Raw genomic sequence first — 25239 nt, 5'->3', positions numbered from 1 at the left:
CGGTGTATCAGGTATTCCTCTGCGCCTGGTTTTGGGGCTGCTGCGCAGCCCGACGCGGTACAAGCCCGCTCACCACAGGGGTCCCAGTTTTCTGCGTGACAGCGCTAGGTCGAAGAGATTGTGGGACCTCCCACACTTGGTTTGAGTACACCCTGGGCTTCACGGGTTTTCCAGGTCATGCCCCAACGACTGGATAAACAACGAAAACAGTTCCGGCTGTGACGAGATGTCCAGCTTCGCGTACAGATGCCGGCGGTGCACCTTTACCGTGTCCGGCGAGATATGCAGGCGCTCGGCCATGGCCTTGGACGAGAATCCGCGCAGTACCAGGCGGGCGATTTCCAGTTCGCGGTCCGAGAGCACACCGCAACCGAATTGGCTCAGTGCATCCCGGATCTGGCTGTCCATGGCCGGCGCGCGCCGGGTGCTTTGTTGCCAGTGCTGCTGCATCAACGGCAGCACCCAGGCGGCCAGCGTCGTCAGCAACCCGGTCTCCTCAACGCTGAATCGCCGCTGCATGCCCAGTGACAGCGACAACGTCCCCGCGCCCGGCAACTGCAGGATCAATTGCACCTCGTCTTCCAGCACGTTGTCGTGGAAGTAGCTGAGGAAATACTCGCTCTGGCGAAAATGGTCCGGCGCCACTTCCTCAAGCCGGTACACGCCGCTGGCATACCCCTCGCGACACGCCTGGAAAAACGGATCGAGCAAATACAGGCCATTGAGGTACACCAGCATCGACGCCGGCTTGCTGCTCGGCTGGGCGTCGTACTCTTCCAGTGCCTGGGGCGCACCATCCACGGGATAGAAGATCGCCAGCGCGTTATCGAAGGGTACGCATTGGTGCAACAACAGCACCAGCTGTTTCCAGAAACGCTCGGTGCCGATGTGCGCAACAGTGCGGCCCAGGCCGGCGTGCATGCCGACTTCACGAAACAGGCTCATGTAGCAAGCTCCCGCCAACAAAAGATCGCCCCAAGGGTTCGGCTTTTGCCGGGTGCCGTCAAGGGGAGTACGCCAATAGGGGAATTGGCTGGCATAAACCCCACGGTTACCTTTGGCATCATTCAGCGGGAAACATATCCCGCCACTTTCAGACCTTTCGTTTCTGCCTCACACCAAGAACAACGACAGAGGATAACGATATGAGCACTTCCCCCACGCCCGACGGCGTGCTGAAACCCACCCTGAGCGTCTTCGATGTGGTGGCCATTACCGTTTCGGCTGTGACCCCCGCCAGTTCCGTTTTCGTGATCGCGCCCTTTGCCATCCAGCAGGCTGGCAGCGGCGTGTTCCTGGCGTTCGTGATGGCAGGGCTGCTCGCGCTGATGTTCGCGTTTTGCTACGCCGAACTGGGCCGCGCCCATAACAGCGCCGGTGGCGAGTATGTGTATGCCAAGCGCGTGTTCGGCGGCATGGCCGGCTACGCGACGTTCCTGACCGTATTGGTGATGCTGCTGTTTATCCCGCCGGTATTGGCCACCGGTGCCGCAACCTACCTCAACAATGCTTTGGGTACCAGATTCGACGCGCAAACCGTGGCCCTGGTGATCGTGGTGTGCAGCTACGCCCTGGGTATCCTCAATATCAAGCTCAACGCCTGGATCACCGGGGCCTGCCTGCTGCTGGAAGTCGCGGCGTTGCTGGTGATCGTGTGCATCGGCTTCGGTAACCCGGTGCAGCCGGCCAGCGTGCTGTTTCAACCCCAGATCGTCGAAAACGGTGTGTTGCACCTGGCGCCCTGGGCCCTGGTGATCGGCGCGGTAGGCATTGGCCTGTTTTCCTACAACGGTTACGGCCCCGCCGTGTTGCTGGCCGAAGACATGAAATGCGGGGGCAAGGGCGTACACAAGGCGGTGCTGTGGTCCCTGGGCCTGGTGGTGGTGATCGAGCTGGTGCCGATCACGGCGCTGCTGATCGGCGCGCCGTCACTGAGTGCGATGATCAGCAGCCCGGACCCCATCGGCTACCTGCTCACCAGCCATGGCAATGAAACCCTGTCGCGCCTGGTCAGCGCGGGCATCTTCCTGTCGGTGTTCAACGCCATCGTCGCCATCGTTATCCAGATTGGCCGCGTGGTGTTCAGCAGCGGGCGCGATGCATTGTGGACGCCTACCATCAACAAGCTGTTTACCCGCATTCATCCGCGCTGGGATTCACCCTGGCTGGCCACGCTGTTCCTGGCGATCCCGTCGGCGTTGCTGAGCTTCAGCTCCAACCTGACCGACCTCACCTCGTTCAGCGTATTGCTGATCATATTGGTGTACCTGGTGGTGGCGTTGAGCGCGCTGATGAGCCGCGTGCTGCTGCGCGACCGCGAGCATCCCTATCGCATGCCGCTGTGGCCGCTGCCGGCGTTGCTGGCTGCACTGGGCGCGGGTTACTTGCTGGTGACCTTGATCTACGCGGCGTCAGTACGCGACATCATGATCATCATCGGCTTGCTGGCCCTGTCGGTGATTCTGTATTGCATCAGTGGCCGGTCGAGTCCGGCCTTTCAAAAATTGTAAGGAGTGGTTATGCGTGCACGTCAATTGGGCATCACGCTGGGGCTGGGCACACCCGGCGAGTTGAATGCCATCACCGACGTTCCCGGGGTTCGGGTCGGTCACTGTACGCTCAAGACCCGCGTCGACGGTAAACAGGTGCGCACTGGCGTCAGCGTGGTCCAGCCCCGCGCCGGGGAAGCGCGGTTGCAGCCATGCTTTGCCGGGTATCACGTGCTGAACGGCAATGGCGACGCCACTGGCCTGGAATGGATCAGCGAGGCGGGCCTGTTGACCACGCCGCTGGCCATCACCAACACCCACAGCATCGGCATCGTGCGCGACACCTTGATTGCCCTGGAGCACAAGCGCCTGGCGGACCCGGCGGTGTACTGGTGCATGCCGGTGGTGATGGAAACCTACGACGGCCTGCTCAACGATATCTGGGGCCAGCACGTCACCCCCGAGCATGTGCGCCAGGCGCTGGACAGCGCCGAACGCGGCCCCGTGCAAGAAGGCGCGGTGGGCGGTGGGACGGGGATGATCTGCCATGAATTCAAGGGCGGTATCGGCAGCGCCTCGCGCCGTTTGCCGGCAGAGCAGGGCGGTTGGACTGTCGGCGTGCTGGTCCAGGCCAACCATGGCAAGCGCCAGGAACTGCGGGTCGACGGCTATCCGGTGGGCCGCCGCTTGATGGACCTGCCGTCACCCTTTGCCGAACGAGGCACGCCGGGCATGGGCTCGATCGTGGTGATCATCGCCACGGATGCGCCCCTGCTGCCGCACCAATGCCAGCGCCTGGCACAACGCGCGTCTATAGGCATCGCGCGCACCGGCGGTGGCACCGAGGATTCCAGCGGCGACCTGTTCCTGGCCTTCGCCACTGGCAACCAGGAACTGCCGCCAGCGGACTACGCGCGCAAGGGCCTGCCGTTGAGCAGCACCTTGCAGATGGTGAATAACGATCATATATCCCCGCTGTTCAGCGCTGCGGCGGAGGCGGTGGAGGAGGCGATCATCAACGCAATCCTGGCGGGCGAAGACATGGTGACCGACGACGGCGTACAGGTTCCGGGCTTGAAAGGCGAAACGTTGATACGGGCATTGCACGACACGGGCTGGCGCGCGTCCCGATAAGGGAGGGCCAGCGCCGATATATAAATATAAACAGTGGCTGTTTAATGTCGCCAATGACACCGTGACAATACAATGGATCCAATTATCAAGTGCGCCGTTCAACTTGAGTGGCTTTAGCGCTATTTAATATTTAAATAACCCTCCGCTGTCTTTTGTCGGACAACAGCAACGTTGCCCAACAGATACGGCGCCTAACTTGGAATGCATGTTTGTTGCCCGATTTTCATGCTGGAAAAGATGTAGACGAAAGATTTCAAGTTGTGTCAGTTTCGTGACGCCTTCAAAAGAGGCGAGTGATAGGACGATCTCGCCCACGGGATTCCTATCGACCCAAGACTGATGCATTTGCAAACAAGGAAGTACGTTTATGTCAAAAGCAAAAGACAAGGCTATCGTGTCGGCGGCGCAAGCCAGCACCGCTTACTCGCAAATCGATAGCTTCAGCCATCTGTATGACCGTGGCGGCAATCTCACGATCAATGGCAAACCCTCCTACACCGTTGACCAGGCGGCCACCCAGCTGCTGCGCGACGGCGCCGCGTACCGGGACTTTGACGGCAACGGCAAGATCGACCTGACCTACACCTTCCTGACCTCGGCGTCCTCGAGCACCATGAACAAACATGGTATCTCGGGCTTCAGCCAGTTCAACGCCCAGCAGAAAGCACAGGCCGCCCTGGCCATGCAATCCTGGTCGGACGTGGCCAACGTCACCTTCACCGAGAAAGCCACCGGCGGTGACGGCCACATGACATTCGGCAACTACAGCAGCGGCCAGGACGGCGCGGCAGCCTTCGCCTACCTGCCCGGCACCGGTGCAGGCTACGACGGCACCTCGTGGTACCTGACCAACAACAGCTACACGCCGAACAAGACCCCGGACCTGAACAACTATGGCCGGCAGACCCTGACCCACGAAATCGGGCATACCCTGGGCCTGGCTCACCCTGGCGACTACAACGCCGGCGAAGGCGCCCCGACCTACAACGACGCGACCTATGGACAGGACACGCGCGGCTACAGCCTCATGAGTTACTGGAGCGAGAGCAACACCAACCAGAACTTCAGTAAAGGCGGGGTAGAAGCCTATGCCTCTGGCCCGCTGATCGACGACATCGCCGCGATCCAGAAGCTCTACGGTGCCAACTACAACACCCGCGCCGGCGACACCACCTACGGGTTCAACTCCAACACCGGGCGTGATTTCCTCAGCGCCACGTCCAACGCCGACAAGCTGGTGTTCTCGGTCTGGGACGGTGGCGGCAATGACACCCTGGACTTCTCCGGCTTCACCCAGAACCAGAAGATCAACCTCAATGAGGCCTCGTTCTCCGACGTTGGCGGCCTGGTCGGCAACGTCTCCATCGCCAAGGGCGTGACCGTCGAGAACGCGTTCGGCGGTGCGGGCAATGACCTGATCATCGGCAACAACGCGGCCAACGTGATCAAGGGTGGGGCCGGCAACGACCTCATCTACGGTGGCGGCGGCGCGGATCAACTGTGGGGCGGCGCGGGCAACGACACGTTTGTGTTCGGCGCCAGTTCCGATTCCAAGCCAGGGGCGGCGGACAAGATCTTTGACTTCACCTCGGGCTCCGACAAGATCGACCTCAGCGGCATCACCAAAGGGGCCGGCCTGACCTTCGTCAATGCCTTTACCGGGCATGCCGGCGATGCGGTATTGACCTACGCGGCAGGCACCAACCTGGGCACCCTGGCCGTCGACTTCTCCGGGCACGGCGTGGCGGATTTCCTCGTCACCACCGTCGGCCAGGCAGCGGTCAGCGACATCGTGGCATGATGCACGGGCGCGGCGCGCAAGCGCCGCGTCTCCAGGCTGGAGCGTACAGATGCAGCGTTTTTACAATGTGATCGCCTGCGTATTGCAGGTGATGTTCGTGTCGGCAGGAGCCCACGCAATGGCGAGCAGTCTTGTTTTACCCACCAGCGCCCAGCTGGCCGGGCATTGGCAGTTGCACCAGCAGGATCAGGTGTGTGCACTGGACCTGCTCGAGCAGGCCAATGCTTTGGGCGGCGATGTGGCCTGCGTGGCGCAGTGGCTGGGGGACAAGCCCCTGACCTGGTCGCCCACACCCGACGGTATCTGGCTGTTCAATGCCGAAGGCAGCGGGATCACCCATTTGAATCGTCAGAAAGACGGCGAGTATCAGGCGCGGACGAAGTCCGGCACCGTGGTTGAATTAAAACGAGTGCCTTAGTTGTTGTTATAAGCCTATAACTCGATTTCATTAGTTGAGCGGCCTCTATCGCGGAGGACGGCAAACTTATGCGCGTAATTTGATTCAAGGAAGATCAGAACCTATGGCCAGGCCCCATGCGGTTGCGCCTTTATTCAAGGCGCTGGGTGAATACAAGAGCATCTTGATCAGCGTCGGTTGTTTTACCGCGCTGATTAACCTGTTGATGCTGGTGCCGTCGATCTACATGCTGCAAGTGTATGACCGTGTGCTCTCCTCGCAGAATGAAACCACCCTGGTGATGTTGACCCTGATGGTGGTGGGCTTCTTTGCGTTTATTGGCCTGCTCGAGGTCATCCGCAGTTTTATCGTGATCCGCATCGGCAGCCAGTTGGAGCGGCGTTTCAACTTGCGCGTGTACAAGGCTGCGTTCGAACGCAACCTGCAACGCGGCCAGGGGCATGCCGGGCAATCCCTGGGTGACTTGACCCATATCCGCCAATTCATCACCGGGCCGGCGCTGTTTGCGTTCTTCGATGCGCCGTGGTTTCCCATCTATCTGTTGGTGATTTTCCTCTTCAACGTCTGGCTCGGGGTGTTGGCCACCGCCGGCGCAGTGCTGTTGATCGGCCTTGCGTGCCTCAACGAATACCTGACCAAGAAACCCTTGGGCGAGGCCAGTGGCTTCTCCCAGCAGTCGACGCAGCTGGCCACCAGCCATTTACACAACGCCGAAACCATCCAGGCCATGGGCATGCTCGGCGCGTTGCGCCACCGCTGGTTTGCTGTGCATTCGCAGTTCCTGGGTTTGCAGAACAGAGCCAGTGATACCGGGTCGGTGATCACCTCGTTGAGCAAATCCCTGCGCCTGTGCCTGCAATCCCTGGTGCTGGGTCTGGGCGCGCTGCTGGTGATCAAGGGCGACATGACCGCCGGGATGATGATCGCGGGCTCGATCCTGATGGGCCGTGTACTCAGCCCCATCGACCAGTTGATTGCGGTCTGGAAGCAATGGAGTTCGGCCAAGCTGGCCTACCAGCGGCTGGACGAATTGCTGCGCGAGTTTCCGCCGGAAGTGGAGCAGATGAAATTGCCCGCACCCCAGGGCCAGGTCAGCTTCGAACAGGTCAGCGCGGGGCCGCCCGGGCGGCGCATGCCCACCCTGCATCAGGTCAGCTTCAGCCTCGGCGCCGGCGAAGTGCTCGGCGTGCTTGGCGCCTCGGGCTCCGGCAAATCCACCCTGGCCCGTGTGTTGGTGGGCGTGTGGCCGACCCTGGCCGGCACCGTGCGCCTGGACGGTGCGGACATTCACCGCTGGGACCGCGACGACCTCGGCCCGTACATCGGCTATCTGCCCCAGGACATTGAACTGTTCAGTGGCAGCATCGCCGACAACATCGCACGTTTTCGCGAGGCCGACCCCGAGCGGGTGGTGCGGGCTGCGCAGCAAGCCGGCGTGCATGAATTGATCCTGCGCCTGCCCCACGGTTATGACACGGTCCTCGGCGATAACGGCGGTGGTCTGTCCGGCGGCCAGAAACAACGCGTAGCTCTGGCACGTGCGCTGTACGGCGGGCCGCGCTTGATCGTCCTGGACGAGCCCAACTCCAACCTCGACACCGTCGGCGAAGCCGCGCTGGCCAGCGCCATTGTCCAGATGAAGGCCCAGGGCAGCAGTGTGGTGCTGGTGACCCATCGTTCTTCGGCCTTGGCCCAGGCCGATAAATTGCTGGTGCTCAACGAAGGGCGTTTGCAGGCATTCGGGCCGAGCCAGGACGTGCTGCGGGCGTTGTCCGGCCACCGTGACCAAGCGCCCCAAGGTAGGAGCGAGCTTGCTCGCGAAGGGCGTTAACGATGATGCGCCCTGATTGGATACACGCGGTGACGCTGAGTTTTTCGCGAGCAAGCTCGCTCCTACAGGTTTTGCGTCAAGCAGTAAGGATGTCAGCATGATTCATGAACAACACGACGCCCGATTTTTCGTACGCATGGGCTGGCTGCTGACCGTGGTCGGTGCCGGTGGCTTTTTCCTCTGGGCCAGCCTGGCGCCCCTGGACCAGGGCATCCCGGTGCAGGGCACGGTGGTGGTGTCGGGCAAACGCAAGGCGGTGCAAACCTTCAGCCCCGGCGTGGTCAGTCGGATCCTGGTCAAGGAGGGTGAGCTGGTGAAGCAAGGCCAGCCGCTGTTCCGTCTCGACCAGACCCAGAATCAGGCCGACGTGCAGTCCCTGCAGGCCCAGTACCGCATGGCCTGGGCCAGCGTCGCGCGGTGGCAGAGCGAGCGCGACAATCAATCCGCTATCACCTTTCCCGCCGAGCTGAGCAGCAACCCCGATCCCGCACTGGCGTTGGTCCTGGAAGGCCAGCGCCAATTGTTCAGCAGCCGTCGCGAAGCCTTTGCCCGTGAACAGGCAGGCATCCGCGCGAATATCGAGGGCGCCACCGCACAGCTCAACGGCATGCGCCGCGCCCGCAGCGACCTGACCGCCCAGGCCCAGTCCCTGCGCGACCAACTCAGCAACCTGCAACCCCTGGCCGACAACGGCTATATCCCGCGCAACCGGCTGATGGAGTACCAACGCCAGCTGTCCCAGGTGCAACAGGACCTGGCGCAGAACACCGGAGAGAGCGGCCGGGTGGAGCAGGGCATCCTTGAATCGCGCCTGAAATTGCAGCAGCACAGCGAGGAATACCAGAAGGACGTGCGCAGCCAATTGGCCGACGCGCAATTGCGCAGCCTGACCCTCGAGCAGCAACTCACCTCGGCCGGCTTCGATCTGCAACACAGCGAGATCAACGCACCGGCTGACGGCATTGCGGTCAACCTCAGCGTGCACACCGAAGGCGCCGTGGTGCGTGCCGGTGAAACCCTGTTGGAAATCGTGCCCCAGGGCACGCGCCTGGAAGTGGAAGGGCATTTGCCGGTGCACCTGGTGGACAAGGTCGGCACGCACCTGCCGGTGGATATCCTGTTCACCGCCTTCAACCAGAGCCGCACCCCGCGTGTGCCGGGGGAGGTCAGCCTGATTTCCGCCGACCAGATGCTCGACGAAAAAACCGGCGCGCCGTATTACGTATTGCGCACCACCGTCAGCGAGGCAGCACTGGAGACACTCCACGGCCTGGTCATCAAGCCGGGCATGCCCGCCGAGATGTTTGTGCGCACCGGCGAGCGTTCGTTGCTCAATTACCTGTTCAAGCCGCTGCTCGACCGCGCCGGCTCCGCGTTGACCGAGGAATGAGCATGAAAGCTGTGTTCATCGCCTTGCTGTTTACCTGCATTAACGCCCAGGCCGCCATGGGCCCGTTCGATGTATACGAACAGGCCTTGCGTAACGATCCGGTGTTTCTCGGTGCGATCAAGGAGCGCGACGCCGGCCTGGAAAACCGCACCATCGGCCGCGCAGGCTTGCTGCCCAAGCTGTCGTATAACTACAACAAGGGCCGCAACAACTCCCAGGCCACCTTGCCCGACGGCCGCGGCGGCAATTACCACGACGACCGCAACTACAACAGCTACGGCTCGACCTTCAGCCTGCAACAGCCGCTGTTCGACTATGAGGCCTACGCCAACTACCGCAAGGGCGTGGCCCAGGCGCTGTTCGCCGATGAAAGCTTTCGCGACAAGAGCCAGGCGCTGCTGGTGCGGGTGCTGAGCTATTACACCCAGGCGCTGTTTGCCCAGGACCAGATCGACATCGCACGGGCCAAGAAGAAGGCCTTCGAGCAGCAGTTCCAGCAGAACCGGCACCTGTTCCAGCAGGGCGAGGGCACCCGCACCGATATCCTCGAAGCCGAGTCGCGCTATGAGCTGGCCACCGCCGAAGAGATCCAGGCGCTGGACGAGCAGGACGCCTCGCTTAGAGAACTGGGTGCGCTGATCGGTGTGCAAAGCGTCAACATCGACGACCTCGCCCCGTTGAACGAAGGTTTCGCCGCGTTCACCCTGACCCCGGCCAACTACGACACCTGGCATGAACTGGCGATCAGCAACAACCCCACGCTGGCGTCCCAGCGCCAGGCCCTGGAAGTCGCGCGTTATGAAGTGGAGCGTAACCGCGCCGGACACCTGCCCAAGGTCACTGCGTACGCCAGTTCGCGCCAGCAGGAGTCCGACAGCGGCAACACCTACAACCAGCGCTACGACACCAACACCATCGGCGTCGAAGTGAGCCTGCCGTTGTATGCCGGTGGCGGCATCTCCGCGTCCACCCGCCAGGCCAGTCGCGCCATGGAACAGGCCGAGTACGAGCTGGAAGGCAAGACCCGCGAGACCCTGATCGAACTGCGTCGGCAGTTCAGCGCGTGCCTGTCTGGCGTGAGCAAACTGCGCGCTTACCAAAAGGCCCTGACCTCCGCAGAAGCACTGGTGCTGTCGACCCAGCAGAGCATCCTCGGTGGCGAGCGGGTCAACCTCGATGCGCTGAACGCCGAACAACAGCTCTACAGCACGCGGCGCGACCTGGCCCAGGCGCGTTACGACTACCTGATGGCCTGGACCAAATTGCACTACTACGCCGGCAACCTGCGCGACACCGACCTGGCCAAGGTGGATGAGGCGTTCGGGCCGGCACCGCATTAATTGGCTTTCTCGACAATTCCAACAACAGAGAGGCAATACCATGGGTGTGTTCGACTATAAAAACCTCGGAGCCGAGGGCTCCAAAGCGTTGTTCGCCGATGCCATGGCGATCACGCTGTACTCCTATCACAACCTGGATAACGGCTTTGCCGTGGGCTACCAGCACAACGGCCTGGGGCTCGGTTTGCCCGCCACGCTGGTCGCTGCACTGCTGGGCAGTACGGATTCCCAGGGCGTGATTCCCGGCATTCCCTGGAACCCGGATTCGGAGAAAGCCGCCTTGGAGGCCGTGCAACAAGCCGGTTGGACGCCCATCAGCGCAAGCACCCTGGGCTATACCGGCAAGGTCGACGCCCGAGGCACGTTCTTCGGCGAAAAAGCCGGCTACACCACAGCCCAGGTCGAGGTGCTGGGCAAGTACGATGAAGCCGGCAAGCTGCTGGAAATCGGTATCGGTTTTCGCGGTACGTCGGGCCCTCGGGAAACGCTGGTCAGCGACTCCATTGGCGATCTGGTCAGCGATCTGCTCGCAGCGTTGGGCCCCAAGGATTACGCGAAGAACTATGCCGGTGAAGCCTTTGGCGGCCTGCTCAAGAACGTCGCCGACTACGCCAGTGCCCACGGCCTCAGCGGCCACGACGTAGTGGTCAGCGGCCATAGCCTGGGCGGCCTGGCGGTCAACAGCATGGCCGACTTGAGCAGCAGCAAATGGGCGGGTTTCTACCAGGACGCCAACTACCTGGCCTACGCCTCGCCGACCCAGAGCGCTGGCGACAAGGTGCTTAATATCGGCTACGAAAACGACCCGGTATTCCGTGCGCTGGACGGATCATCCTTCAATTGGTCATCGTTGGGCGTGCATGACAAACCCCATGAATCAACCACCGACAATATCGTCAGCTTTAACGACCACTACGCTTCGACGCTGTGGAATGTGCTGCCGTTTTCCATCACCAACCTGCCGACCTGGATCTCCCATTTGCCTACGGGTTATGGCGATGGGATGACGCGCATCCTCGAGTCCGGGTTCTATGGGCAGATGAGCCGCGACTCGACGATTATCGTCGCCAACCTGTCCGACCCGGCACGCGCCACCACCTGGGTGCAGGACCTCAACCGCAATGCCGAACCGCACAAGGGCGATACCTACATCATTGGCAGTGACGGCAATGACCTGATCCAGGGCGGCAAGGGCGCGGACTTTATCGAGGGCGGCAAGGGCAATGACACGATCCGCGACAGCAGCGGGCATAACACCTTTTTGTTCAGCGGGCAGTTTGGCCAGGACCGGATTATCGGCTATCAAGCGACGGACAAGCTGGTGTTCAGGGACGTTGAGGGGAGTGCGGATTACCGTGATCACGCCAAGGTCGTGGGCGGGGATACGGTGATCAGTTTTGGCGCGGATTCGGTGACGTTGGTGGGGGTGGTTGGCTTGTCGGGGGAGGGGATTGTGATCGGTTAAAACGGTGGGAGGGGCAAGCCCTCTCCCACATTTGATCAGTGCGGGCCGCTGGAAATCAGTCTTCCTTGCGCACCGTGGCCACATCGTCGGCTTTGACGCGGATGCGCTTGCCGGCGATATCGGTGAACTCATAAAACCCGTCGGCCGTCTTGGTTTTTGGAGAGTCCTTGGTCAAATACTGCGTGCCATTTTGCAGTGTCACTACGGTTTGCGTCGCGCAACCGGCCAATACCAGAAAAGTGAGTGCAACCAGTGGCAGCCCCAAATTCTTCATGTTCATAACCCTTACCTTTAACCCTGAAAAATCCCACGCCAGGGACGCGGGCGACAAATGTTACGCCATCGACTCCCCATCTGATCATTTTTATGCAAAAAGTTGCGTGTGCCATTTATCTATTACCGATTGCAACACCGCATTTACGACGGCACTCTGTATGCATAACCAGTATTCGACCAATGCGTACCATGGCCAATCCCCTCGAAAACCCGCTCTATTACCTGCATAACTTCCGCCAGGTCCTGCATTGGCTGGGGCAACGCTATGCCGATCTGCTCGACCCTGACGAAAAGCATTTCATTCAGCAATTCGACAGGTTGCCGCAAGCCTCCCAGGCGCTGTTGGTGCGCATGGTGATGCGCAAGGGCGTGCATTTTCGCGCGGGCAAGCTGCACTACGTGGAGATCGGTTGCCCCCATGCCGCTGCCGCGCCTTTGCGGGAATTGGGATGGGTGGACGACAACCATCTTCTGGCATTTGAAGCATTATTCGCCTTGCTGCAAAAAGGCGAGATCCTCAGCACCTTCGCCCCCTGGATCGGCCAGCCCAAGGGCAAGAAGGTCGATTGGCTGGAAGGGTTGGCGGCGCAGTTCACCGACACGCGCCGTTTCGCCGACTGGTGCCCGGACCTGGCCGACACGCTGTACAGCCTCACCGTGATGGAGTTATGCGACCGCCTGCGGCTGATGTTCTTCGGCAACCTGCACCAGGACTGGTCCGAGTTTGTCCTCGCGGACCTGGGCATCTACACCTATGAAAAAGTCGAGTTCTGCGCCGAATCGCGGGGGTTGCGCAGCCGCGCCGACGTGCACGGTTTTCTATTCCTGCACCAATGCCAGCAGGCGTTTGAACGCGGTGAGGCGCTGGCGCAGGTGCTGGCTGAAGTGGCCACGCTGAACACCGACAACCCCTGGCTGGAAAAGCGCCGGGCCAAGCTGTTGTTCCAGCTCGGCCAGTATTGCGAGCGCGGTGCCGAGTTGGACCTGGCGCAGCAGATCTACCGCACCTGCGCCTACCCCGGCGCGCGCGCGCGGCTGATTCGCGTGCTGGAGCGCCAGGAGGATTACGCCCAGGCCATGGCCCTGGCAAGCATCGCGCAACAGGCACCGGAAAGTGCCGCCGAACAGCAACACCTGTTGCGCGTCATGCCCCGTCTGCGCCGCAAGCTCGGCGAACCCCGGCTGCCGACGCTCAAATCCCGTGAAGTCACACGCCTGGACCTGGAACTTGCGCTGCCGGAGCCGTTGATGTCGGTGGAATCCTGTGTCCAGGCCCACCTGAGCGCACCTGATGCACCGGTGCACTACGTCGAGAACGGCCTGATCAATTCGCTGTTCGGCCTGCTGTGCTGGGATGCGATCTTCGCACCACTGCCGGGTGCGTTTTTCCACCCGTTCCAGCGTGGGCCGGCGGACCTGCACAGCGAAGACTTCCACGCGCGCCGCGTCCCCCTGTTTGACGCGTGTTTTGCGCAACTACAGGACGGGCGCTACACAACCACCATCCGCCAACGCTACCTCGATAAGTGGGGGATCCAGTCGCCCTTTGTGTTCTGGAACCTGCTCAGTGAAGACCTGCTGGAACAAGCCTTGGCCTGCCTGCCCGCCGAACACCTGCGCTACTGGTTCGAACGGTTGCTGCTGGATATCCGCGCCAACCGCGCCGGCATGCCGGACCTGATCCAGTTCTGGCCGGCGCAGAAGACCTATCGCATGATCGAGGTCAAGGGCCCTGGCGACCGCCTGCAGGACAACCAGCTGCGTTGGCTGGAGTTCTGCGGTGAATACCAGATGCCCGTCACCGTCTGCTACGTACGCTGGGCGGAGCAACCCGCTTGAGCTACAGCGTAGCCGTGCGGGCGCTGTGCGAGTTCACCGCCAAGGTCGGCGACCTGGACCTGCGCTTTACCCCGTCGCCCAGCGCCCAGGAAGGTATAGCGGGCCATCGCACCGTTGCTTCGCGACGCAGCGCGCACTACCAGAACGAAGTGGCCCTCGAGGGCGACTACCAGCAACTGAAGGTGCGGGGCAGGGCAGACGGCTATGACCCGGACGCCAACCGCCTGGAAGAAGTGAAGACCTATCGAGGCGACCTGGCTGCCCAGCCCGCCAACCACCGGCAACTGCATTGGGCCCAGGCCAAGGTGTACGGCTGGTTGATGTGCCAGAAGCTTGGCCTCACGGATATCGACGTGGCGCTGGTGTATTTCGATATCGTCGGCGAAGGCGAAACCCTGCTCAATCAACGTTTCCAGGCGGACGAGCTGCAAGCGTTCTTCAATCAGCAATGTGCACTGTTTCTCGGCTGGGCCCGCCAGGAAATGCAGCACCGTGAAGCGCGCGACGTTGCGGCGCAGACCTTGGGTTTCCCCCATGCCGATTTTCGCCCCGGCCAACGCACTCTGGCCGAGTCGGTGTACAAGGCCGTCAGCACCGGCCGTTGCCTGATGGCCCAGGCCCCCACGGGCATCGGCAAGACCATCGGCACGATCTTCCCGCTGCTCAAGGCCCTGGCGCCCCAGCAACTGGACAAGGTGTTTTTCCTCACCGCCAAGACCCCCGGTCGCCAACTCGCCCTCGATGCAGCCAAGGTGCTGCATGCCAGCAGCGACCTGCCCCTGCGTGTTCTCGAGCTGGTGGCGCGGGACAAGGCCTGCGAGCACTTGGACAAGGCCTGTCACGGCGACGCCTGCCCCTTGGCCAAGGGCTTCTACGACCGTTTGCCCGCCGCCCGCCTTGCCGCGTCCAAGGTCCGCCTGCTCGACCAACACAACCTGCGCAATGTCGCCCTCGATCACAGGGTGTGCCCCTATTACCTGAGCCAGGAAATGGCACGCTGGGCCGACCTGGTGGTTGCCGACTACAACTACTATTTCGACTTCGGCGCCATGCTCTTCGGCCTGGCCCAACTCAACCAATGGCGCGCTGCCGTGCTGGTGGACGAAGCCCACAACCTGGTGGAACGTGCGCGCTCGATGTACAGCGCGAGCCTCGACCAGTACAGCCTGAAGATCCTGCGCGACACCGCGCCCGAGCCGCTGAAGAAACCCCTGCAGCGCCTCAACCGCGAATGGAACGCCCTGCACAAAGACCAGGTCGCGCCGTACCAAGCCTATGCCTCCAGGCCGGACAAACTGCTCCAGGCCCTGAACCTGTGCACCAGCGCCCTGGGTGATTACTTCAACGACCACCCCGAAGCCCTCAGCGGTGACCTGCAAGCCTTCTACTTCGAAGCGCTACAATTTACCAAGGTCGCCGAGCTGTTCAACGAGCACTTCATCTTCGACATCAGCAAGCGCCAGCTCGGCGGCAAACGCAGCAGCTCGACCCTGTGCCTGCGTAACGTGGTACCCGCCGAATTCATCCGGCCGCGCTTGACGGCGGCCCGCAGCAGCGTGTTGTTTTCCGCCACCTTGAGCCCTCGCCACTATTACGCCGACCTGCTGGGGCTGCCAGCGGACACGGCCTGGGTCGACGTGGAGTCGCCGTTCAAGGCCGAACAACTGCACGTGCGCATCGTCGGCGACATTTCCACCCGCTTCGTGCATCGCCAAGCCTCGCTGGCGCCGATTGTCGAGCTGATCGCCCGCCAGTTCGCCCGGCAACCGGGCAACTACCTGGCGTTTTTCTCAAGCTTTGATTACCTCCAACAGGTGGCGCAACTGCTCGCCGAAACACACCCGCAGATCCCGTTGTGGCACCAGTCGCGGGGCATGGCCGAGGCCGAACGCCAAGGGTTTCTCGACCAATTCACCGAACATAGCCAAGGCATCGGCTTTGCCGTGCTGGGCGGCGCGTTTGGCGAGGGCATCGACTTGCCGGGCACACGCCTGATCGGCGCATTTATCGCCACCCTGGGGTTGCCGCAACTCAACCCGGTCAACGAGCAGATAAAACTGCGCATGGCGGCGATTTTTGGCGCAGGGTACGACTACACCTACCTGTACCCCGGCATCCAAAAGGTTGTGCAGGCGGCGGGGAGGGTGATCCGCAGCCAGCACGACCGGGGTGTGGTGATGTTGATGGATGATCGGTTTGGGGAGGGCAGGGTGCGGCAGTTGTTGCCGAGGTGGTGGGCAGTTGATTGAGTGATTCCTGCCATCAATGATGCTGGTCCTTAGCCAACGGATCCCGCAGGCTGGAAAAAAACCTCAGACAGGCCTCGCCAATGAGCCGAAGCCAGCGCTATTCCTGATTGGCAGTCGCGATCCTGTAGGTGTGTTTGAAGCTCACCCACTCAAGCGAATGCCCGAGTGGGTGCCTGACCTTGAACAGCATGTCCTGGACAACTGTGGCCATTGGATCCAGAGCGAGCAAACGCGGCAGGTCAATACGTTGCTACTCGACTTTTTAGACCGCACCGGTTGAGGGCCTGCGGCGTGCTCAACTGATGGTCAGTGCCCGACGCCAGGATTCGTTCAAGTCCACTGCACGTGCCTGGGTGAAACCGGTGGAGATCACGTAATACAGTTCAGGACGGTAGCCTTTGAACTGCTGCAATTGCACACGCTCGAGCAAGCGCTGCACCGGTGAGCGTTCCGGCCAGGATGGGCCGACCTCTTTTTCTTCGATGTGCAGAATGATGTCGTTCAACGATTTTACGTAGCGCAGGATCAACGAAATGCGGTCGGTCGGTTGGCGCCACGCGTAGTAAGGAATGTTGACGATCACGTGCTCTGGATTGTCGTGGATATGATCGTCTGGGTAGCCTTCAACCGTAGGTGCTTCCAGGCGGAAAATGGAGCCTTTGACCTCGGCCGTTGTTTTCTTGGAATAGATCTCAAAGGGCGGGGCAGCCTTTCTCAGCACGAAGCTGATCTCCAGGCGGCCTTCAGCGGCAGCCCGTACGTCGAGGAAGTCGAAGAACGCCGATACCGGTCTCCCGGCAATCCTAATAGGCACAAATTGGTGAACCACCTTCACACCGCCCTTCGGCGGGTATGAGCGGAACATCACATCGTACAAGTCGTCTTTCAGCCCAACCGTTGGCGGGGTGTACATCTGCACCTCAAGCGGTTGTTCGTTGAGTACTTCCAAGTCGACATAACCAAGCGGTCCCGCATTTACAATCACGGGGCCGTCGTACTTGGTGACGTCCAGATTGACCGACACCGGCATGCTTGCCGACCCTGGTGTCGAAATATTCCCCACCAGGTCGATGACTTCCAGCCACACCAACAGGCGGTCACTGTCGCCCGCTTCGACGATGTCCTGGTAGGTCACCGTGATAACCGTCGGTTTCACGGCTCCCCCGACCTGTTGAGTGATGATGACTGATCCCCAGTGGAGGATGATTCGGTCGGTGGGATTCAGGTTGGGGTATAGCTGGAGGGTTACGGTAACGCCCCTGCTGGCGTTGCCGGGGACAATCACCGTTTCGGACAGGCTGAATTTCAGCGCGGAATGCCCCGGTTCTATTTGATCCTGATCATCACCGGCAGGGATGTCGGTTTTTACCAGAACCTCCAATGGATATGACTGGTCGTACTGCGCACCACCGGCATAGTGAACAACATACACCAGGGCATTCTTTCCATCGGGAAGGTCTTGTGACGAGGCTGAAAAGAAGTAGTTGTTGAGCTTGATGTCGTCGGCTGTAAGTTCTTTGGTCGCGAAAACCACCACCGTTCCCGCACTATCCAGCTTACCCACCGAAATGATATCGCCAGGCGCTGCGACCCAGTTTTTATCCACCTGTATCGTCACCCCTGACTCAAACAGCCACTTCGGGATGCCTGCATCAAAGCCTGGTACGTTTTCGCTCATGCCTGGAATGTAGAGGCGGTCGAGGTTTTTGGGGGTGCGTTTTTTATCAGCCTTCAAACTACCTTTTGCTGAGGTCACGGCCTTGGGTTTTGCGGGTGCCTTGGGCGTTACGGCGCTCGTCTGCTTGGCGGCAGCCTTAGTGGCCGTAGGCTGTTTGACCGGCACTGCTGGCTGGTTCTTTTTGGCTGACATGAGCTCTCTCCTGACAGAGGACGTCGCACGTGGCCCCAGGGCAAGCGTGCCGTTTACGCCATCAAACACCTGAACGCGCGCCTCGGATACTGTCAGAATTAACAGGTACCGACCGACGGCCCTTGTGACATGGATTCGCCTGATGGCCATTCGTCGTCACCTGTTAGTTCTGACAGTAGGCAAGCACGGCTCTCAGGCGTTTGATACGGGTAAGCCAGACGAAACCCGTCGCAGGACTCTCGCCATGACCAAGAAAAAGACGCCGAGCTCACTTCTTCCTCCCATCGTCGTACCGCTGCTTGAGCCGCCGGTCGAGGGTGATATTGACGGTGCCGATGGCGGTGTAGGCCTTCGGCATTCAGAGAATCCGTTGGTCGTGTACCTGGTCAATCCAAAAGTCGCTGTGACTGCGGGAAGCATTGCCTTACTCTACTGGGGCAACCGCAATGTTCCGGTTGCCTCTACCCCGATTCGCGAGGGCGATGAAAACCTGGACTTTATTCCGCTGACGGTGCCTGCAAGCCGTATTGTCGAATATTGGGCCAACCCGGTGTTCGGCAAGCTAAGACGCGCCAGCGGCAATGAAAGTTTTACTGAAGAGCTTAAGTTACGGGTAAGCCTGAGCCGCCCTGGGGGACGTGACCCGAATGACCAACTGCCCGGCCATCAGGGTTTGGTCTGTGTGATCCCGGCGCTGATTCTGTTGAATGGCGTCAGCGAAGCGGACGCGTTGATAGGTATCAAGATTGTTATCCGCCACTGGCTGCACATGCGCCCTTATGACCTGATCATTCTGGCCTGGGGCTCACAGCAGGTGCTGCATCGGGTGCAACCCGGCGAGGAGGGGCGCGACATTACGCTGACCGTTGACTACGCCACGATCAGTGCCGCCGGCAATAACCCACTCACCCGAGTGGCCTTCCAAGTCAGGGATGCCGGGGGCAACCTGCCGGATGAGTGGGCGCGTTGGTCGGCGGTGTCGCTGATTGATGTGCACCTTAATCAAATACGCCCGGAGGCACCTTGGCTGGCCTTCCCAGAGAGCGAAACCGGAACCGAGATTGATCTGGGTGAGTTGGGCAGTTGGGATGTGGAAATTGAGGCCTGGATTACCAGCGCAGAAATCAGTGCGTATTCGCATGTGACGCTGATCTGGGCCGGTACGGACAGCGAAGGCAATTCGATCCCCCATACACCCACACAGGTATTGAGTGCGCAAGGCCTCTATAGGTTCGACATCCCCAACGCGTCAGTGGTCGCCATTGCAGAGGGTACGGCCAGTGTGCATCTGCTGTTTCAGAAGGGGACGGTGGAACAGCCGTCCAAAAAACTCTACCTGAACATCACCGGGGAAGTGTTCAGGTGGCCGGCGCCGACGATTGACGAGGACTTTGGTGGCCACATTAATCCCGATATCGCGGCGACGGTACGTTTTCCACTGCAAGCAAGCTGGCCGGGTAACGGTTATCTCGAAGTGATCTTTCGGGTGAGCAGCCCTGACAACACCATCGAACATCGGGTGGGCCGTGAAGTCGACGATATTGAACCTACGCCCAGCGGAGACATGCTGTTTACCGTGCACCCCAATGAGCTCCTGCGTTTCGTTGGCCAGCTTGTGGAGGTGTTCTATGCCCACACACGTCCTGGCGGTCGGCCTCAGGAATCCCTGCGGATGCAAGTTATCGTCGGGCAGCTTCAGCGCACGATGCCCCCACCAATTGTTGATAAGGTGATCAGCGGCCAGTTGAACCCCGATGATATCGGCGCTTACGTGAAGGTGTTTGCACCGTTCACTGAAACAAAACGTGGGGACTGGATCAGGATGTACTGGATCGGCCCGCATGCCCGTGTCGAAGTTCCGGTGCAGGTGGCCGTCGACGGTGACACCACGGAGCACGACATCGAAAGCTTCTATGTCACAAACAACCTGAACAGTACGGTGACTGCGTTCTATACCTTGAAACGTGGCGACGAGATGCCGCGGTATTCAAAAATTACTGAGGTGCTGGTAAGTCGTGAAGTGGGTGAATTACCTCCACCGACATTGCTGGAGGCGCAGGTGACCGGCCCGGGTACTGCGGATCTGGAACCGCTACGGGTACAGCAGGGCACGAAACTGGTGGTGAGTTACGTGGGCATGCGCAACATCGACTCCATCCAGATGACCATGGACGGTGCTGGCGACGGCGGGTCGCCGGCTATCCCGGCCAAGCCTGGTAATCAAGCCTTGGAGCAAGTGGAGTTCGATATCACCAAGGCGGCGATTCACGCGAACATTCGCAACCAAGACACCACCGTCAAATTCAACTATGTGGTGACACGTAATGGTGTACCCAAGACATCGGGCACGCTGACAGTCACGGTGAAACCGATTCCTTTGGCTGAGCTGGCCAAGACAGCGCTGAAAATCAATGAAGCCAATGCGATCACCAAGGTGTTGGACCTGAGCACGTTTACCGAGGACGCCACGGCCCACGTCGGTGTCTGGCCGTTCATCACGTTGGGTTACCCCATTTGGTTGCGGATTCTGGGAAAAACAGCCGCCAATGTCACCCATGATCGTACGGTGTTTAACGGGGCAGGGTCGTCAGCGGTCAATGCCTCTTGGCTTGCTGCTGGGAGCATCGAAAGGCTGCTGCCACGCGACTATCTGGATGGGTTGGGCCATGGCACTGAATTGAAAATGGAGTTCAAGGCTGCGGTCAGTCGCAGCAAAGTTGAGACTCAGGCGGTTACTTTTCCGGTGGTTGCATACATCGTCAACACGTTACCTGCCGAGTTCCCAGTGCCCAGGCTGACCCAGGCAACCGGCTCCGGCACTGCGGTGACCCTGGCCCCTCTGAACGCACGAAACGGCGCAACTGTATCGGTGGAATACACACCGATGTACACCACCGACAGCATCGAGGTCACGATGGTAGGGAGTAGGGGGGCCGGTACGCCAGTCATTGCCGCCAAACCAGGTTTGACCAGTGGCGTGGTCACGTTTGATATTCCCAACGCGGCGATTGCGGCGAACGTTGGAGCTGTCAACAAGACCTTCACGCTCCAGTACCAGGTAATCCGTGCAGGCGTGGTTAGCTCGTCGAAAATTGTGACGGTGACGGTGACACCAATCCCCCAGGCTGATTTACCGAGGCCATTGATCAATGGCGTTGCGCATAACGGTACGTTGGATATCGGTGCGATGTCAGCAAATCCTCCGCTCACTATTGCACCGTGGCCCTTGCAGGTGGCAGGCAAGAGGGTCTGGCTGATCTTTCATTGCGAAGGTGCACAGACAAATCCTTATAAGCCATGGAACGGATACGCAAACCCTTCGGCCTCAGGTATTAATCATTACGTGGTGTTGAATTGGTTGAGAAGCTGCCCGGATGGCAATGAGATCCGGGTTGAGTTCAAAGTGGGGTTTGACCCGAATGCCTATGAGGCGGGTGCTGTGAGTTTTCCGGTGACGAGCTATACCGCCAACACCTTGCCGGCTGAGTTCCCAGTACCCAAGCTGACCCAGGCAACCGGCACCGGCACTGCGGTGACCCTGGACCCGTTGAACGCACAAAACGGCGCCACGGTATCGGTGGAATACACACCGATGTACACCACCGACAGTATCAAGATCACGATGGTGGGGAGCCCCGATGCAGGCTCGCCGGACATCGCACCCAAGCCAGGGGTGACCAGTGGCGTGGTCACGTTTGATATTCCCAAGACGGCGATTGCGGCGAACGTTGGAACTGTCAACAAGACCTTCACGCTCCAATACGAGGTGACCCGTGCAGGCGTGGTTCACTCGTCGAAAATTGTGACGGTAACGGTGACGCCGATACCCCAGGCTAATTTGCCGAGGCCATTGATCAATGGCGTTGCGCATAACCGTACGTTGGATATCCGTGCGATGTCAGCAAATCCTCCGCTCAATATTGCACCGTGGCCCTTGCAGGTGGCAGGCAATAAGGTCTGGCTGATCTTTCATTGCGAAGGTGCACAGACAAATCCTTATAAGGTATGGGACGGATACGCAAACCCTTCGGCCTCAGGTATTGATCATTACGTGCTGTTGAGTTGGTTGAGAAGCTGCCCGGATGGCAAAGAGATTCGGGTTGAGTTCAAAGTGGCGTTTGACCCGAATGCGAATGAGGCCGGAGCTGTGAGTTTTCCCCACACCATATATACGGCATCTACAACTCCGAGAGTTGAGTCTGAGGGCTTTGAAACAGTACCACCATTTCTATATGCGAAACCTGGATATGTTGCAGTGGCGCCCACGATGAAAGTCCAAGTCCGTGCTGGGAACAATTTCTCGATTTGGCCTACAACGGAGTTTCACAACTCTATTGCCGTTACTGCTGAGAGTAACGGGACAATACTTTCTTTTGAATTGAATTTTACATGCGTAAAGGTGGAATTTTGGGCCATGCGAGAATCTACGGTTAATTTGCTTGACGCAAATCGTAAAGTTATTTTAACTGGCTCTACACCCACTCCTGGCTGGCCGGCTACTCCTATCAAGCACAGTTATTCAGTTGCGGGAATCAAGTTTATCGAGTTTACATTGCGTACCCCCCGTCTAGTGGTGGATGACTTTACATTAACGCACTATTGAATCCGGTCCTTTGATCATTCCCACGCTCCGCGTGGGAATGCCGACTACACCCTCTGCTCCCGCTCTTGAGCGGTCGGATACATTCCCATGTGAGTGGACACAATAATCAAACCACCTCCAAATAAGAACTATGAACCGCCCCCGCCAACTCCCGCACGGTCTCAATAAACTCCGTCAACCGACTGTGCAACCCATCCTCCAATATCTCATCAATCCCCGTATACCTTAGCCGCGCCTCAAACTCCGCCGCCAGACGCTGCGCCGTGCGCCCATAACTGCCAGGCAGGTCCGCGAGGATATGGCTCAGTTCCTCGATGCACGCGTGCAACGAACGCGGCACGTCACTGCGTAATAACAGCAACTCCGACACCGACCGCGCATTCAGCGCATTCGGATACAGCTCCGTATACGCCTCGAACGACGACAGCGCGCGGAGCAGGGCGCTCCACTGGTAATAGCCGCGTGCCGACAAGTCGCTGACTTCTTCCGACTCTTCGCCGAACATCTCGTAGCGTGCGTCCAGCAGGCGCAAGGTGTTGTCGGCGCGCTCGACGAAGGTGCCCAGGCGGATAAACCGATAGGCGTCGTTACGCATGATGGTGCCGGATGTGGCCCCGCGAAACAGGTGCGAACGCTGCTTGACCCAGTCACAGAAGTGGCTGATACCGTGTCGCGCCAGGCCGCCGGCGGCGATGCTGCGCATTTCCAGCCAGGTGGCGTTGAGGTTTTCCCACATGTCGGCGGTGATGCGCCCGCGCACGGCGTGGGCGTTGCCACGGGCGGCGCGCAGGCAGTTGTAGATGCTGGCGGGGTTTTCTTCGTCGAGGGCGAAGAAGTGCAGCATGCGCTCGGCATCCAGGGTTTGGTGGCACTCCAGGTAACTGTCCAGGGTGCCGCTGCTGAGCAACGACATCGCCAGTTCGTCCAGGCCATCGCTACGCCCGGCCTGGGGCATCAGCGACAGCGAATAACTGACTTCCAGCATGCGCGCCAGGTTCTCGGCGCGCTCCAGGTAGCGGGACATCCAGTACAGATCTGCGGCGGTTCTACTCAACATGATTCAGCCCTCCACCACCCAGGTGTCCTTGGTTCCGCCGCCTTGCGACGAGTTCACGATCAATGAGCCTTCACGCAGTGCCACCCGTGTGAGGCCACCCGGCACGAGACGGGTTTCCTTGCCCGAGAGCACGAAGGGCCGCAGGTCGATATGCCGGGGGGCGATGCCGTTTTCGACAAAGGTGGGGCAGGTGGACAGGCTCAGGGTCGGTTGGGCGATATACGCATGGGGGCGGGCTTTGATGCGTTGGCGGAAATCTTCGATCTCGGCCGCCGTGGCCGCTGGGCCGACCAGCATGCCGTAGCCGCCGGAGCCCTGGGTTTCCTTGACCACCAGTTCCGGCAAGTGGGCCAGTACGTGGGACAGTTCATCGGGTTTGCGGCACTGGAACGTCGGTACGTTCTGCAGCACCGGTTCTTCGTCCAAGTAGAAGCGGATCATTTCCGGCACGTAGGGGTAGATTGACTTGTCGTCGGCCACACCGGTGCCGATAGCGTTGGCCAGCACCACGTTGCCGGCGCAATACGCCGCGACCAGGCCAGGCACGCCGAGCATCGAGTCCGGGTTGAACGCCAGGGGGTCGAGAAACGCGTCGTCGATGCGCCGATAGATCACATCCACCGCCTTGGGGCCATCGGTGGTGCGCATGAACACCTTGAGGTCGTGCACGAACAGGTCGGCGCCTTCGACCAGTTCCACGCCCATTTCCCGCGCCAGGAACGCATGTTCGAAGAACGCGCTGTTGAAGCGGCCAGGGGTCAGCACCACGACGTTGGGGTTGTCCAGCCGGCTGGCGCTTTTCAGGGTCTTGAGCAGCAGGTTGGGGTAGTGGTCCACCGGCGCGATACGCTGCTTGGCGAACACTTCCGGGAACAGGCGCATCATCATCTTGCGGTCTTCGAGCATGTAGCTCACGCCGCTGGGGGTGCGCAGGTTGTCTTCGAGGACGTAGTAGGTGCCATCGCCGTCGCGTACCAGGTCCACCCCCGAGATGTGGGAATAAATATCGCGGTGCAGGTCCAGGCCGACCATTGCCTTCTGGTAACCCTCATTGCCCAGCACCTGGTCGGCCGGAATGATCCCGGCCTTGATGATGCGCTGGTCGTGGTAGATGTCGGCGAGGAACATGTTCAGCGCATTGACCCGCTGGATACAGCCGCGTTCGATCACGCTCCATTCGCTGGCGGGGATGCTGCGGGGGATGATGTCGAAGGGGATCAGGCGCTCGGTGTCCTGCTCGTCGCCATAGAGGGTGAAGGTGATTCCCGCGCGATGGAACAGCAAATCGGCTTCGCGACGACGCTGGGCCAGCAATTCCGGCGGCGTGTTGGCCAGCCAGCGGGAGAAGTCCTGATAGTGCGCACGGCACACGCCGTTTGCGTCATTCATTTCATCGAAGAAAGATCGAGCCATTCCAGTACCTTGTCAGTGCCGAGGGACGCATGGGGTGGCACTGCCGCTTTAAAAAACGCATTTT

16 protein-coding genes and 1 pseudogene are annotated in these 25239 nt (G+C 60.2%); 12 read left to right on the top strand and 5 right to left on the bottom strand.

The features are described from left to right. Positions 1 to 159 precede the first annotated feature (159 nt). Entirely contained in the window at positions 160 to 945 is a 786-nt protein-coding gene (locus BFQ01_RS26650) for a helix-turn-helix transcriptional regulator (RefSeq protein WP_065927591.1), read from the bottom strand. A gap of 200 nt (positions 946 to 1145) precedes the next feature. Between BFQ01_RS26650 and BFQ01_RS26645 the strand changes: the two genes are divergently transcribed. The 8 genes from BFQ01_RS26645 (at position 1146) to BFQ01_RS26610 (ending at position 11868) form a co-directional block, all read left to right on the top strand. Next, positions 1146 to 2510: an APC family permease gene (locus BFQ01_RS26645; RefSeq protein WP_065927590.1), complete on the top strand. Its 1365-nt coding sequence runs from the start codon at positions 1146 to 1148 to the stop codon at positions 2508 to 2510. A gap of 9 nt (positions 2511 to 2519) precedes the next feature. Further along, the gene (locus BFQ01_RS26640) at positions 2520 to 3623 is read left to right on the top strand and encodes a DmpA family aminopeptidase (protein ID WP_065927589.1); all 1104 of its coding nucleotides are present in this window, start codon (positions 2520 to 2522) and stop codon (positions 3621 to 3623) included. 367 nt (positions 3624 to 3990) lie between these two features. Next, positions 3991 to 5424, top strand: coding sequence for a serralysin family metalloprotease (locus tag BFQ01_RS26635; protein ID WP_065927588.1), 1434 nt, complete (start codon positions 3991 to 3993; stop codon positions 5422 to 5424). A gap of 49 nt (positions 5425 to 5473) precedes the next feature. Continuing rightward, entirely contained in the window at positions 5474 to 5842 is a 369-nt protein-coding gene (locus tag BFQ01_RS26630) for an AprI/Inh family metalloprotease inhibitor (protein ID WP_027605779.1), read from the top strand. Between the two features lie 103 nt (positions 5843 to 5945). Next, positions 5946 to 7673 carry a type I secretion system permease/ATPase gene (locus BFQ01_RS26625; RefSeq protein WP_065927587.1) on the top strand — a complete coding sequence of 576 codons (1728 nt, stop codon included), beginning with the start codon at positions 5946 to 5948 and terminating at the stop codon, positions 7671 to 7673. Positions 7674 to 7770: 97 nt separating this feature from the next. Further along, positions 7771 to 9063: an HlyD family type I secretion periplasmic adaptor subunit gene (locus BFQ01_RS26620; protein WP_065927586.1), complete on the top strand. Its 1293-nt coding sequence runs from the start codon at positions 7771 to 7773 to the stop codon at positions 9061 to 9063. A 2-nt stretch (positions 9064 to 9065) separates the two neighbouring features. Next, positions 9066 to 10403: a TolC family outer membrane protein gene (locus tag BFQ01_RS26615; protein WP_065927585.1), complete on the top strand. Its 1338-nt coding sequence runs from the start codon at positions 9066 to 9068 to the stop codon at positions 10401 to 10403. 40 nt (positions 10404 to 10443) lie between these two features. After that, complete coding sequence (locus tag BFQ01_RS26610) at positions 10444 to 11868, top strand: polyurethane esterase (RefSeq protein WP_065927584.1); 1425 nt, start codon at positions 10444 to 10446, stop codon at positions 11866 to 11868. 55 nt (positions 11869 to 11923) lie between these two features. On the opposite strand, the gene BFQ01_RS26605 is transcribed toward BFQ01_RS26610, so the two are convergent. After that, the gene (locus BFQ01_RS26605; RefSeq protein WP_027605784.1) at positions 11924 to 12148 is read right to left on the bottom strand and encodes a YgdI/YgdR family lipoprotein; all 225 of its coding nucleotides are present in this window, start codon (positions 12146 to 12148) and stop codon (positions 11924 to 11926) included. A 185-nt stretch (positions 12149 to 12333) separates the two neighbouring features. Between BFQ01_RS26605 and BFQ01_RS26600 the strand changes: the two genes are divergently transcribed. The 3 genes and pseudogenes from BFQ01_RS26600 to BFQ01_RS33080 all read left to right on the top strand — a co-directional run. Continuing rightward, positions 12334 to 13983, top strand: coding sequence for a VRR-NUC domain-containing protein (locus BFQ01_RS26600; protein ID WP_065927583.1), 1650 nt, complete (start codon positions 12334 to 12336; stop codon positions 13981 to 13983). After that, positions 13980 to 16232, top strand: a complete 2253-nt coding sequence (locus tag BFQ01_RS26595; RefSeq protein WP_065927582.1) for an ATP-dependent DNA helicase — start codon at positions 13980 to 13982, stop codon at positions 16230 to 16232. The genes BFQ01_RS26600 and BFQ01_RS26595 overlap by 4 nt, the downstream gene beginning before the upstream one ends. Positions 16233 to 16320: 88 nt before the next feature. Continuing rightward, positions 16321 to 16512 (top strand): annotated as a pseudogene (locus tag BFQ01_RS33080) (alpha/beta fold hydrolase); the annotation flags it as partial. A 15-nt stretch (positions 16513 to 16527) separates the two neighbouring features. Here BFQ01_RS33080 and BFQ01_RS26585 read toward each other — a convergent pair. After that, positions 16528 to 18102: a hypothetical protein gene (locus BFQ01_RS26585; protein WP_065927580.1), complete on the bottom strand. Its 1575-nt coding sequence runs from the start codon at positions 18100 to 18102 to the stop codon at positions 16528 to 16530. A gap of 142 nt (positions 18103 to 18244) precedes the next feature. Here BFQ01_RS26585 and BFQ01_RS26580 point away from each other — a divergent pair, with 142 nt between their 5' ends. Continuing rightward, positions 18245 to 22705, top strand: a complete 4461-nt coding sequence (locus BFQ01_RS26580) for a hypothetical protein (protein WP_065927579.1) — start codon at positions 18245 to 18247, stop codon at positions 22703 to 22705. A 106-nt stretch (positions 22706 to 22811) separates the two neighbouring features. Here BFQ01_RS26580 and BFQ01_RS26575 read toward each other — a convergent pair whose 3' ends face one another. Both BFQ01_RS26575 and BFQ01_RS26570 read right to left on the bottom strand, forming a co-directional pair. Next, positions 22812 to 23762 carry an alpha-E domain-containing protein gene (locus tag BFQ01_RS26575; RefSeq protein WP_065927578.1) on the bottom strand — a complete coding sequence of 317 codons (951 nt, stop codon included), beginning with the start codon at positions 23760 to 23762 and terminating at the stop codon, positions 22812 to 22814. Positions 23763 to 23765: 3 nt separating this feature from the next. After that, positions 23766 to 25175 carry a circularly permuted type 2 ATP-grasp protein gene (locus BFQ01_RS26570; protein ID WP_065927577.1) on the bottom strand — a complete coding sequence of 470 codons (1410 nt, stop codon included), beginning with the start codon at positions 25173 to 25175 and terminating at the stop codon, positions 23766 to 23768. Positions 25176 to 25239: the final 64 nt, after the last annotated feature.

This window comes from Pseudomonas sp. 8 R 14, assembly GCF_900005955.1.
Classification (GTDB): Bacteria; Pseudomonadota; Gammaproteobacteria; order Pseudomonadales; family Pseudomonadaceae; genus Aquipseudomonas; species Aquipseudomonas marginalis.
Note: the sequence above shows the minus strand (reverse complement) of the source record. Positions and strands in the feature narration are given on the sequence as shown.